The sequence below is a fragment of the Pseudomonas syringae genome (genome assembly GCF_000737245.1).
Classification (GTDB): Bacteria; Pseudomonadota; Gammaproteobacteria; order Pseudomonadales; family Pseudomonadaceae; genus Aquipseudomonas; species Aquipseudomonas syringae_J.
In genome coordinates, this window is record NZ_JPQU01000015.1 from 73979 (window position 1) to 86583 (window position 12605).

A 12605-nucleotide genomic window follows, 5' to 3' on the forward strand; every position below is an offset into this window, starting at 1 on the left:
GCGTTTTTACAGCTGGCTGAACAGATTCAACTTGGATAGCTGCGTAAAGACGGTCTGCGACGCCTGCAGCATAGTTTGCTGCAGCGTCAGACGCGTGGTGGCTTCAACCAGATCCGAGTTGACGATCTTGCCCGACTCCAATTCGTTGTTGCCCATAAGCAACTCGTTGGTAGTGCCTTGAGCGTCTGCAGCGACTAGATTCGCGCCACCAATGGATCGCGCCGTCGAAGCGGTCTCGATGTTATTGGTGATGTTGCCCAGAGCAGCGGTCAAGGCCGCATTGATCCCCTGCGCAACAGTCACATCCCCGTTGCTGGGGGTAGACATCGCTTTGATTGCTGCTGACAAGGTATTGAGTACGTTCTGAGTCTGATGATTGCCAGCTTGAACCGTATAAACGTCGCCGTCGGCAGGGGGGTTGCCGGCCATAGTGAACTCGACACCTGCAGCTTTCACTACCGCACCGGAGATAGTGCCGGTGCCGACCCTGGTGTCGCCCGTGTTATAGGGAGCATTGTAAAGCTCATAGCCATCGGTGGACGAATAACGCAGGGTCACTGCCGGGTTGGTCGGGTCATTAAATGTATCGCCGTCGGCTGGGGTACCTGGCACAGTGAATTTATTCGCGCCCGCACTTACCAAAGTGCTAGTCGCCACTGCTGCGCCTGTGGCAACTGGAGTATTACCTACAGCGTACGGTGAAGCATAAAGCTCATAACCATTGGTGCCGGAGTATCGAAGCGTCGCACCGCTATTGGGAAAGGTATTGTTGAAAGCGGTTTTATCAGCTGCGCTCGAGCCAATCTCCGACTTGCTGATGGTGGTCGATGAGACGTTACCCGGGCTACGCGAGGTAGTGATGCTATCCAGCGTGGACGCTACTGTGTAGGTGCGCGTCGGAACCGTCAGCGCCGCAGTCGCCGCCGCTGGCGAGGCCTTATCGGTCGCGGACAAATTGATGTTCAGGTTCATCTCGATGCCGCGGAACGTAAACGACTGGGTATCGCTTTTGCTGTAATCGAAGACCCCTGCGGTCGACGCCTGGGAAGTTACATCGTTACCACCTTTGTCAGTGATCTTGAACTGCGTACCACTGGTGAAGCTGATCGAATAAGGCTCGCCACCCTGGAAGGCGTCGTTGTAGGAATTGATCGACTTCAAAAACCCGCCGGAAAGCGCAACTTTGCCGTCGCTCGGCCCGCTGGTCAACGTCGAGGAAGTACGTACGGAACCCGCCGACTTCTCGAAAGCTTCAAACCCGGTAACATTACTCGGTAACTTCAGGCCGTCACCGACGGCGAGATCAATCGTGGTCTGGTCGCCGGCATAGCTGTAGGTTCCGTCGGAATTCAGCATGTAAGGCGGAGTCGATGATTTGCTTCCGGAAAAGATGTACTGCCCGTTGGAATCTTGGGTGTTCATCAACCCCAGAATCTGGCTCTGCAGCTGTTTGAGCTCACCAGCAGTGGAAATACGGTCAGCTTCGGTGTAGGAGCCATTACCCCCTTTGACGATCAACTCGCGGGCGGCCTGCATCGAAGAAATGATGCTGTCCAGCGCCGTCTCACTGTTCGAGGTGTTGGTGTTGATCACGCTGATGTTCGATTTGTACTGCGTCAGCATTGAGTTCTGCTGAGCCAGTTGCAGAACACGTGCAGCGCCAACAGGATCATCGCTCGATGTATTGAGCTTGATACCGCTGGAAACTTCCTCGCCAGTCTTGACCACGTTGGCGTAGCTACGCTGATAATTCTGGGTCGAAACTTCGTAAAACTGTGTAGTGGAAATACGCATGATTTACGACTCCTAAATACTGTTGATCAGCGTGCTGAAAATGGATTGAGCCGCCTTGATAATTTGCGAAGACGCGGTGTAGTACTGCTGATACTTGATCAGATTGGCAGCCTCTTCATCCAGCGACACGCCTGACACCGAATCGCGCGCAGACTTCGCCTGGGTCACCACGGCGGCAGTAGCCGTCACGTCGCTTTTGGCCTGGCTGGCAAGAGTGCCCACAGAAGAAACCAGATCGCCATACGCACCAGACAGGCTGGTGCCTACCCCGCCATTGGTGACGCCGACGGTCTTGGCGGTTTGTAAAGCAACGGCAGCCGTTGCATTTCGGTTGTCCGCAGAGCCTGCGCCGGTCATGCCGATGCTGAAGGTGTCGTTCGCTTGCGGGGTCCCGGAGATGGTCATCTCGACAGTCAATGCCGTTTGACTGTTCGGCGTCGTGCTTTTGTCCGTATAACCCACATTGAGCTTGATCGAGTTAGTCTGGCCCTGAATGATGGTGCCGGTGATGGCGTTACCACTCTGGTCCAACACAGGATCGCCCGAGGCATTGAGCAACGAATAGCTCTGGACACCACCGGTGGCAGCGCCCATGACCAGACGCATCGGCGTTGAACCTTTGATCGCATTCTGCCAATCGTTCAGTTTGGTCGTGTTGTAGATATCCGGTGCACTGGTAATCGTCGGCTGGGTGAACCCACCGGTGCCGCTGTTACCGGCGCCCGCAGTGGCAGTCAGGGGCGCTGCTGCAGCAATGTCTTTCGGGTCGGTCAAGGCCACCGCAATGCCAGACGCACCGTTACCTGCCGGTGAGACTTTGAACCTGTCACCGGCGGCTAACGTAGAGGGAAGAGGGTCATGAAGGCTCATCTTGAAGCCATCAAACTCTTTGGGCGGGTTATCACTCAACGCCCCCGTGCCCACGAGGTCACCATTAGGCAGACGACGCATGGTGTAACTGTCGCCGTCGGAACCGATAGTGACTTCGTAATCGTCGGCTGTCAGCGCGCTGGAATTGGAGATGGTCACGTCCAGGTTGCCGGAGCCTGGAGAGTTGGTGGATGCTCCAATACTGCGTTGACTGATCAACGCAGCGCTGTTGATGTTGTTGAACAGCGCCGAACCGGGATTGCCCTTGCTGTCGATGCCTTGGCTGAGCTGACTGTTGATCTTGTCGGCCAGCACGATGGCAACCCGCCCAAGCTCGTTGCCCGCCGGGGTCAATACTTCCGAACGATAACGCAGCAGCCCACCGATGGACCCGCCGGAAAGAACCGACGTCACGTCGGTGGTAGTGTGCCCATAGGCAATCTGCAGGCTGTACTGCAGCGGATCTGCCTTGCTTGGCGTCGCCGTCATTTGGTAAGAGGTTCCGGCGCTGACCAGCGACTGCCCTGTACCGGTATAAACGTCGTAATTGCCGTTGCTCTCAATGACCTTCACGCCTACCAGCTGATTGAGCTGGCGAACCGCTTCACCGCGCGAGTCGAGCAAGCTGTTGGGCGATGTATTGCCGGCAGAGGCCTGGGCAATCTGCTTGTTCAGGCTGGCAATCGTCGTCGTCAGCTCATTGACCTGAGACGTAAAGCTATCTAGCTGAGCATTGACGTTTTCGTTTTGCGAGGACAGCTGCCCAGCCACCGAATTAAATCGGGCAGCCAGGGCATTGGCTTGGGTCAGGAATGCGGAACGCTCGGCAGACTGCGTCGGGCTCCTCCCAATAGCCTGCAAGTCAGTGAAGAACTTCGACAGCTGCGCCGCCACGCCGGTCGTTGTGTCAGAGAGCAATGTATCGGTCTTGCCGGCTTGCCCGGAATAGGCGACCGCATCAGCGCTAAGCGCGGTGCTGGATTGCAACTGGGCATCGAGATAGCTGTTATAGATGCGGCGCACATCGGAGAGCGTCGTGCCCGTGCCGATGAAGCCAACACCCAGGCCGATATTGCGCTGTGCCGATGCAGTAGTCATCACCTGCTGACGAGAATAACCGGCGGTATCCACGTTGGCCGTGTTGTTACCGATGGTATTGATCGCAGCGCTGCTGGCGTTAATCCCGGACAACCCAATTGATAGCAGTGACATGATTAAAACCTTATAAAGTCGTGGAAGAGCCAGCGGCGGCGGCGTAGTTCTGGTAACTCTTCATCTGTTTTGCAATCTGCGAAATCTTGCTGGCATAGTCCGGGTCAGTGGCGTATCCGGCCTTCTGCAATTCTTTTACAAACTGCTCTGGGTTATCGGCCGAATTCACGACTTCTTTATAGCGATTGTTGTTCTGCAACAGGCTGACAAGGTCATGGAAGCTGTCGGCGTAGGAGTCGTATGAGCGGAAGTCCGCCGTCTCCTTGACCATTTTGCCCTCACGAAACTCGCTGGTAATCGCCCGTGCCTGACCGCCATTCCAATTACCGGTGGCCTTGATGCCAAACAGGTTGTGGCTGCTGCTGCCATCTTGCTGACGCATGATCGATTTGCCCCAGCCGGTTTCCAGCGCGGCCTGAGCCACCAGCACCGAAGGATCGACGCCGATACGGGCGGCCGCGTCCTTGGCCAGCGGCAACATGGTCGCCATGAACTCGTCGGAATTGCTGAACGCTTTCTTGCCTGGCGCCAGCGGCGGCTGCGCCATGCTGCGCACGTACTGCTGCGTGGCGGGCGCCAGGTTCGGGTCCATGGTCCAGTCGCCGTTGCTGCCATTGGTTGCCGTCGACGCTGTCGCGGCGGTGCGCGCGGTCGGCGACAGGACATTGGCGGCGGCCGGCACAATGCCCGCCAGCAAGCGATCGGTGAGTTTGCTTGGCAACGAAAGACGTCGCGAGTTAAGCGCTGCCATATCGTTGCGCCCTTCCACACCGGCATGAGCAGCCGCCGCAGCGTCGCCGGCAGCCGAACGCGTCGCCCACAGCGGACGCTGATAAACGCCGGTGGCGGTGGCAGTAGTAGCGGTTTTCGTATCAGTAACCGGCGTTTCAGTGCCAGCCGCTGCGGTTTGCATATTCTTAGTCTTGGACAGCTGACGCATCAGCACATCCTGCAGGCCGATACCGTTGCCCTTGCTGGACATGGTCACGGCCAGCTGCTGGTCGTACATTTCCTGATACTGCCGGGTTGCCGGCGTATTCATCGGGTTGTCTTTGGCCAGCACTTCGTTGGCCTGGCGCATCCCCTTGAGCATCTGGCTGACGAACAGCGACTCGAACTCCTGCGCGACCTTCTTCAGGTTGGCGTCGCTGTTCTTGTCGCCATTCTTCAAGGCGCTCAACCGATTGAGGTCAGTGTAAGCCCCCGAATCCATGCTTGAAGGAACCGCGCTCTTAGGCATATCCATGGACAACTTCCTCAGATCACGATCAGGTCGGCTTGCAACGCGCCGGCCTGTTTGAGTGCTTCAAGGATCGCCATCAAGTCGCCCGGGGCTGCGCCCACCTGGTTAACAGCGCGCACAATCTCATCCAGCGTGGTGCCAGGGCCGAACTTGAACATCGGGTGCAGTTCCTGGGCAGCGTTGACTCGGGAGCGAGGCACTACTGCCGTCTGCCCACCGGACAACGCACCCGGCTGGCTGACAATCGGGTCTTCGGTGATGGTCACGGTCAGGCTGCCGTGAGTCACAGCGGCAGGTGAAACCTTGACGTTCTGGCCGATCACGATGGTGCCGGTACGGGAGTTGATGATGACCTTTGCCGCAGTCTGGCCCGGATCGATTTCGAGGTTTTCCAGCACCGACAGATAGTCGACGCGCTGCCCCGGATCCAGTGGCGCGGTGACTCGCACCGAACCACCGTCCAGTGCCTGAGCCACGCCCGGGCCGAGCAGATCGTTGATCTTGTCCACTACGCGCTTGGCAGTGGTGAAGTCCGAGCGGTTGAGGTTCAACGTCAGCGTGTTGCCCTGGTTGAAACCGCTCGGCACGGCACGTTCCACCGACGCACCACCAGGGATACGACCGGAAGACGGAACGTTGACGGTGATCTTCGAACCGTCGCGACCTTCGGCGTCGAAACCGCCCACCACCAAGTTGCCCTGGGCGATGGCGTAGACGTTGCCGTCGACACCTTTCATGGGCGTCATGAGCAACGCGCCGCCACGCAGGCTCTTGGAGTTACCGATCGAGGACACGGTGATGTCCACGGTCTGACCTGGTTTTGCGAACGCTGGCAAGTCAGCGTACACCGCCACTGCCGCGACGTTTTTCAACTGAACAGTGCCGGAGCCGGTCGGCACCTTGATGCCGAACTGGGCCAGCATGTTGTTGAAGGTCTGCAAGGTAAACGGAGTCTGTGTGGTCTGGTCGCCCGTACCGTTGAGCCCCACCACCAGACCGTAGCCGATCAATTGGTTGGCCCGCACGCCGGAAATACTGGCGATGTCCTTCAGACGCTCGGCGTGTGCGCCAAACGCGGTGGACAACAGCAGTGCCGCCGCTATCAGTTGCTTGAGCTTGATCATGTCTATCCCGCTATCAGAAAGGGAACAACGGGCTGAGGAAGAACCGATCAAACCAGCCTGGCTGGCTGGAGTCGGCAAATGCACCAGTACCTGAATACGTAATGCGCGCATCGGCCACACGGGTGGACGAAACGGTGTTATCGGTAGCGATGTCATCGGCACGAACCAGACCCGCGATGCGCACCAGTTCGTCGCCGGTGTTAAGCGTCATCCACTTCTCGCCGCGGACCGCGAGAATGCCGTTGGGCATCACATCAGCAACCGTTACGGTGACCGAACCGGTCAAACTGTTGCTCTGCGCGGCCTTGCCGTCACCGGAGCTGTTGCGTGAGCCGTCGTAACCAGCGCCGAGACTCAGGTCATTGCCGCCGATCGGGTTGTTAGTGGTCAGACCCGAGCCGAACAGCGAGGTGAGGCCAATGTTCGCGGAGCTGTTCTTTTTGATCGCCGAAGTCGCCGCCTTGCTGGCTGCCATCCGCTCGGAAAGCGTGATGGTGATGATGTCACCGACCCGGAATGCCTTGCGATCGCCATACAGATTCTGTTCGAAACCCGCCTGATAGATCGAGCCGTTGTTCGCCGCTGCGGGCAACGGCGTGCGCGGCATCACCGGCGCGTAATAAGGGTCATTAGGCTTGGCGGAAGGCGCGACACAGCCAGTCAACAGCGCTGCCCCACACAGGGCAGTGACCAACACAGAAAACCGCAGAACAGGAAGCCGTTTCATGACACTTAAAACCTCGCGGTGTAGCAGGCGCTTATGAGGCGCCTCATCAGATTGAGCGGGTGCAGCAACAGATCAAACAGGACGATCAGCGTGTTACAGGTTCTGCGTCAGGTTTTGCAGCATCTGGTCAGCGGTGGAGATCACTTTGGAGTTCATCTCGTAGGCGCGCTGAGTGGTGATCATGTTGACCAGCTCTTCAACCGTGCTCACGTTGGAAGCTTCCAGGGTGTTCTGCAGCGTGGTACCCAGACCGTTCAGACCTGGCGTGCCGACCTGCGGAGCGCCGCTGGAAGCGGTTTCCAGGAACAGGTTGCCACCGATGGCCTGCAAGCCGGCCGGGTTGATGAAGTCGGAAGTCTGAATGTTGCCGATGATCTGCGGCGTGGCCGTGGCACCTGCCAGCGTGACCGACACCGTACCGTCCTGACCGACCGTGAAGGTCTGGGCATTCTGTGGCACGACAATGGCCGGCTCGAGGGCATAACCATTGGCCGTCACGATCTGACCGTTGGAATCCAGGTGGAAGGTACCGTCGCGAGAGTAAGCGATGGTGCCGTCCGGTTGCATGACCTGGAAGAAACCCCGACCGTTGACCGCGAGGTCGAGGGGGTTCGAGGTGGTTTCCAGGCTACCGGCAGTAAAGTTCTTCTGCGTGCCAACGATGCGCACACCGGTACCCAGTTGCAGACCGGACGGCAATTCGCTGTCCTGTGTCGACTGTGCACCCGGCTGACGCTTGATCTGATACAGCAAGTCCTGGAATTCGGCGCGATCACTTTTAAAGCCGGTGGTCGATACGTTGGCCAGGTTGTTGGAGATCGTCGTCAGGTTCATGTCCTGAGCGGCGAGACCGGTTTTGGCGACATATAGTGCAGGAATCATTGGTTCTCTCCTCGTGCGTCGAGTTACCGACGCAAGCTGTCAATAGTTAGCCCATCTGCAAGATGCGCGCCGCAGACTCATCATTGGTCTCGGCGGTTTTCATCATCTTGACGTGCAATTCAAATTGGCGGGACAGGGTCAGTACGGAAGTCATCTCTTCCACGGCGCTGACGTTGCTGGCCTGCAGGAAGCCGGACTCGACCTGAACCGTCGCATCTGCCGGGGCAGCGGCGCCGCTCTTGAGGTGAATCAAACCGTCAGGGCCTTTCTCCATGGACTTGATGTCCGGGTTGACCAGCTTGATGCGGTCTACCTGAGCCATGACCTGAGCGCTTTCACCCAGCGAACGAACGCTGATGGTTCCGTCGGCACCGATCTCGATCTGCTGCTGAGGCGGCACGGCAATCGGCCCACCATTGCCCATGACCGGCAAACCATTGCCAGCCCGCAACACACCCAGTGCATCGATATTCATGCCGGCACTGCGGGTATAAGCTTCACCGCCATCGGGGGTCTGGACCGCAATCCAGCCATCACCCTTGACGGAAATATCCAGATCGCGACCGGTCGCGACCATCGCGCCGCCACTGAAGTCAGTACCGGGACGCTCGCTCATGGCATAGGCACGCGAAGGCTGAACCTCGCCAAATACCGGCATCGAACGCGCCTGCTCCAGGTCACGCATGAACCCATTGGTCGTGACGTTCGCCAGGTTGTTGGCATGCGCCTTTTGCGCAACGGCGTTCTCAGATGCACCGCTCATGGCGACGTAAAGCAACTTATCCACAGTCATCCTCCTCTGACAGACGCTTGCCGCCTGTAGCTGTTCTGAGAGGGATAAAGCAATTTCCGGTCCAACTTGTCAGGTTTTATACAAAGCACTGATTTGGCAGTAAAAACGGGCACAGTCGGTTCACACAGGATGCCGCGCGAAAAGAATGTGGCGGCGGACTGCCACATTTCGCCGGACTGACGTGAACCACCGCCAAAAAAACTTCATTGCAAGAGAAATGAGCTCAGCGACTGAAATTGCCATTCATAAAACACAGGCCGGTGATAGTCTTGCAGGCAACGTGAACGCCCATGGAATCTAGCGGTGAAAGCACTTGCAAGCCTCCTGCCGATAGTGGCAGCGTCTGTGATCCTGGTTTCGGCAACCAGCCAGGCCGCACCCGCCCGCTATTACAAATGGCAAGGCGTGGATCGTATCGTCTGCGCCCAGACGAGCCCCGGAGAGGGGTGGAAACGTTTGAAGGGTTTTTTTGTTAAATCCGATTGTTCGATTTGAATCTACCAACGGTTGACACCGCGCTTTCGCGCAGCAAACTCAGGATCTGTAGGAGTGAGCTTGCTCGCGATAGCGTCAGCTCAGATGATAAATTCGTCGACCAAGAGACCGAATCGCGAGCAAGCTCACTCCTACAGATCAGCAGAAATCACGTCGACTGAATCAACGTCTGCATCAATGTCACCTCGGTAGAAATGGCCTTCGAATTGGCCTGATACGCCGTTTGCGCCTGGATCAGTTCAAGCAACTCATCCGCCAGCACGACGTTCGAGGCTTCCAACGTCCCACTCAGCACGCTACCCAACATCCCCGATCCGCCAGTACCGAAATTGGCGACTCCCGAGGCGAGGGTTTCTCCCCAGCGGGTATCGCTGCGAGGTTCCAGCCCTTGCTCGTTGGCAAAACTCGCCAGCATCAGTTGCCCGATATTCCGGTACAAACCGTTGTTGAATCCGGCACGCAACAAGCCATCGCGCCCCACGCTAAAGCTGCTCAACTCCCCCGCCGCATGTCCGTCGCCAAATTGCGAAGTGCGCGAGGTCGGCGCATTGAATTGCGCGACCTTGCTGAAGTCGATGGCGATGCCCTCATCACTGGCGTTGGTACCATTGGATATCCAGGTCTCCTGGCGCGTACCTTTGTCCCGGACCGTTGCCGGGACCCAGCTCGTCAATTGCAGGGAATTACCATCTTGGACCTCCAACCCAGGCGATCCCGTCAGAGACCTGAGCGATCCGTTGCCGTTGAAGACCAGACGCGCCGTCAAGGGCGCGGCGGATTCAGGCATGGAAGGATTTCGGTCGTTGACCAGCACGTGCATCTGCCAACTGTTGTTCCCCTCCTTGACGAAATAACGCTTCAACTCGTGCTGGTTACCCTGACTGTCAAACAACGCGTTGGAGAACACCACACTGTAGGTCGCCGGGTCCGCAGGGTTGAACGGGGGCAAAGAGCGCACCATGACCGGATCGGCGCTATCCAGCGCACTGCCCGCGCCATCTTCAAGGGATAACGAAACGTCACCGCCGCTGGCCGCACCATTGGCAACCCACTTGTTTCCAGACTGCATCGCGGGCACCCAACCACCTAGGCCCAATTCGGTATTGGACACCTTCTTCAGGTTCTGGCTGGTGGCGGAATAGCGCACGGTGCCATCAGCAGCTTTATCCAGCGTTACATGCAGCGGACTTGAGCTTCCGGGGTCAATCGGGTTTCGACCATCAATCAATACGTACATGGACCATTGATTATCGTCAGTCTTGACGAAGTACTGTTTCAGCTCATGATCCGTCGCGGCAACGGAGCCCACCGCCTGATCCTGGATGGTCCGGCTTGTCATGCGGGTATAGGTGGCAGGGTTATCCGGGTTGAATGAGGGCAACTGCGCAAGGGAGGCGCGGGAAGCATCCAGATTGAAAGTGTCCGAAATACGCGTGGTGGATTTCGGTGCCATATTGGAGGTATCAATTTTCATGTCCATTCGCACCCCGGCCATGACCTCGCCCTTGTCGTTCACCCCATAGCCCTGAAGGCGCCCGCCTTCACTGTCCACAACGAAGTCCTCGGCATCCTTCTGAAAGGCACCGGCCCGGGTGTACGCCAAAGAACCACGGTCACTGACAACAAAAAAACCACCGCCCTGGATACGCATATCCAGCGGTCTGCCATGCGTGGTGATGCTGGTGCCCTCATTGAAGTTCTGCGTCACATTGGCCAGGCGAACCCCGCTGCCGATTGTATGCCCACCCGTACCCAGATGATTGGCCGGATACAAGGCCGCAAAATCAGTACGCGAGGACTTGAAACCAACTGTTCCCACGTTGGCGATATTATTCCCTGCATTCTCCAGTCTTTTATTGGCGGCGTGAATCCCACTGATAGAAACATTGAACGACATCTAAAACTCCCTACCGAAAACGGTATTGGTTAAGGAGTTTTTATTCTCACACTATGTTGCGTAGGAAATTTCCAAGACGGTTGAGAGGCACTTCCGTAACTTCGAAAACCAAAAAGACATCGATAGTTTGTTAATCAAAAACCATAAAAAAAGCCCCTTCGAAAAGGGGCTTTTGTGCAGCCTGAACAGCAACCTTTATCAGGTCATCTGAATAGTGGTCTGCATGATGGTCGATTGCGTCGAGATCGTCTTCGCATTCGCCTGATAGTTGCTTTGTGCCTTGATCAGGTTAACCAGTTCACCGGTCAGATCAACGTTGGAATCTTCCAGTGCCTGACCCGTGATGTAGCCCAAGGTCCCAGACTCAGGAGCGCCACTTACCGGCACACCAGAGGCGAAGGTTTCGCGCCAGTTGGTGCCGCCCGCCGGGGCCAGGCCCTGGACGTTGGCGAAGTTAGTAAGCGACACCTGGCCAATCACCTGGGATTTACCGTTGGTGTAGGTGGCGAACAGGTTACCGGTGGCATCAACGCTCATGCTGCTGAGTTGGCCAGTGGCGTAACCATCCTGATCCTGAGCGATCAAGCCAGAAACCGAAGCGGTCTGAGTGGTCGACAGCATATTGAGCTTGATAGGAGAGCTGGTGGCGCCGTTCGATTCCCACTTCGCGGTAGTGCCAGTGCCTGTTTTCACGGCCGGTACCCAGCCGGTGATGTTGAAGGTGCCGCTAGCTGCATCAAACTTGATGTTGGCACCGTCGGTAGGTGGAGCACCGGTTGCTGGAGCAACAGGGGCGGTCACTATAAGGGAGCCATTGGAGTCAAAGGACAGATCAACCTTGTCTGCAGTTACATCGACCACGTCAGGCGTTTTGGTCGCAGGATCACTGATATTACGACCATCAACCAACGAATACATTGACCAGGTATTGGTGCCCGTCTTGACGAAATACTGATCCAGCGTATGCGCATTACCCTGAGTATCGTAGATAGGGGTGCTGTATTTCATGTTGTAGCTTTTAGTGTCGGTCGGATCAAAAGTCGCAACGGTCGGCAAAGCAGTCGTGGAGTTGAGGTTTGCCTTATTGGTGATCAGCGTTGTCGCCCTAGGCTCAAGGTTCGAAGAGTCGACCCGCAGGTTATTCAAAGCACCGGTTACTACAGCACCATTGGCATCAACGTTGTAACCCTGCAGATTCTGACCGGCACTGTTGACGACAAAGCCTTCTTTATCAGTGTGGAAAGCACCGGCACGGGTATAAAGCTTCTCGCCGTTGTTGCTGAGCATGAAGAAGCCATTGCCGTTGATTGCCAGATCCAGGCTGTTAGCCGTACCGGTGGTCAGCGTGCCTTGGGTAAACTGCTGGGAAACTGCAGCCGTGCTCACACCGCTGCCGACGTTGGTCTGCCCGGAAGTACCGCGAATAGACTGCGCATATTGGTCCGCGAACTCAGCACGAGAAGACTTAAAGCCGGTGGTCGCGACGTTGGCAATGTTGTTGCCGGTAACGTCCAGGCTTTTATTTGCAGCATAGAGCCCACTAAGACCGATATTGAATGACATGTAAC

Annotated in this window: 9 protein-coding genes; all 9 read right to left on the reverse strand. The window is 57.0% G+C overall.

Annotated features, from left to right (window positions below; genetic code table 11):
• Window positions 1-6 precede the first annotated feature (6 nt).
• The gene (locus tag IV01_RS22780) at window positions 7-1794 is read right to left on the reverse strand and encodes a flagellar hook-associated protein 3 (protein WP_032625433.1); all 1788 of its coding nucleotides are present in this window, start codon (window positions 1792-1794) and stop codon (window positions 7-9) included.
• A 12-nt stretch (window positions 1795-1806) separates the two neighbouring features.
• Window positions 1807-3876 (reverse strand): flagellar hook-associated protein FlgK, encoded by a 2070-nt coding sequence (gene flgK, locus IV01_RS22775; RefSeq protein ID WP_032625435.1) that lies wholly within the window; start codon window positions 3874-3876, stop codon window positions 1807-1809.
• Between the two features lie 10 nt (window positions 3877-3886).
• The gene (gene flgJ, locus IV01_RS22770; protein ID WP_032625436.1) at window positions 3887-5122 is read right to left on the reverse strand and encodes a flagellar assembly peptidoglycan hydrolase FlgJ; all 1236 of its coding nucleotides are present in this window, start codon (window positions 5120-5122) and stop codon (window positions 3887-3889) included.
• A gap of 11 nt (window positions 5123-5133) precedes the next feature.
• Window positions 5134-6243 (reverse strand): flagellar basal body P-ring protein FlgI, encoded by a 1110-nt coding sequence (locus tag IV01_RS22765; protein ID WP_032625438.1) that lies wholly within the window; start codon window positions 6241-6243, stop codon window positions 5134-5136.
• A gap of 13 nt (window positions 6244-6256) precedes the next feature.
• The gene (flgH, locus tag IV01_RS22760; protein ID WP_032625440.1) at window positions 6257-6970 is read right to left on the reverse strand and encodes a flagellar basal body L-ring protein FlgH; all 714 of its coding nucleotides are present in this window, start codon (window positions 6968-6970) and stop codon (window positions 6257-6259) included.
• 93 nt (window positions 6971-7063) lie between these two features.
• Complete coding sequence (gene flgG / locus IV01_RS22755) at window positions 7064-7852, reverse strand: flagellar basal-body rod protein FlgG (protein WP_032625441.1); 789 nt, start codon at window positions 7850-7852, stop codon at window positions 7064-7066.
• Window positions 7853-7898: 46 nt separating this feature from the next.
• The gene (locus IV01_RS22750; protein WP_032625561.1) at window positions 7899-8639 is read right to left on the reverse strand and encodes a flagellar basal body rod protein FlgF; all 741 of its coding nucleotides are present in this window, start codon (window positions 8637-8639) and stop codon (window positions 7899-7901) included.
• Between the two features lie 649 nt (window positions 8640-9288).
• Window positions 9289-11037, reverse strand: coding sequence for a flagellar hook-basal body complex protein (locus tag IV01_RS22745; RefSeq protein ID WP_032625444.1), 1749 nt, complete (start codon window positions 11035-11037; stop codon window positions 9289-9291).
• 198 nt (window positions 11038-11235) lie between these two features.
• Complete coding sequence (gene flgE, locus IV01_RS22740; RefSeq protein WP_032625446.1) at window positions 11236-12600, reverse strand: flagellar hook protein FlgE; 1365 nt, start codon at window positions 12598-12600, stop codon at window positions 11236-11238.
• Window positions 12601-12605 lie beyond the last annotated feature (5 nt).

Bases quoted from the DNA above. Each gene is read 5' to 3' on its own strand.
- IV01_RS22780 (WP_032625433.1), bottom strand. From the start codon at position 1,794: ATGCGTATTTCCACTACACAGTTTTACGAAGTTTCGACCCAGAATTAT.
- flgK (WP_032625435.1), bottom strand. From the start codon at position 3,876: ATGTCACTGCTATCAATTGGGTTGTCCGGGATTAACGCCAGCAGCGCT.
- flgJ (WP_032625436.1), bottom strand. From the start codon at position 5,122: ATGGATATGCCTAAGAGCGCGGTTCCTTCAAGCATGGATTCGGGGGCT.
- IV01_RS22765 (WP_032625438.1), bottom strand. From the start codon at position 6,243: ATGATCAAGCTCAAGCAACTGATAGCGGCGGCACTGCTGTTGTCCACC.
- flgH (WP_032625440.1), bottom strand. From the start codon at position 6,970: ATGAAACGGCTTCCTGTTCTGCGGTTTTCTGTGTTGGTCACTGCCCTG.
- flgG (WP_032625441.1), bottom strand. From the start codon at position 7,852: ATGATTCCTGCACTATATGTCGCCAAAACCGGTCTCGCCGCTCAGGAC.
- IV01_RS22745 (WP_032625444.1), bottom strand. From the start codon at position 11,037: ATGTCGTTCAATGTTTCTATCAGTGGGATTCACGCCGCCAATAAAAGA.
- flgE (WP_032625446.1), bottom strand. From the start codon at position 12,600: ATGTCATTCAATATCGGTCTTAGTGGGCTCTATGCTGCAAATAAAAGC.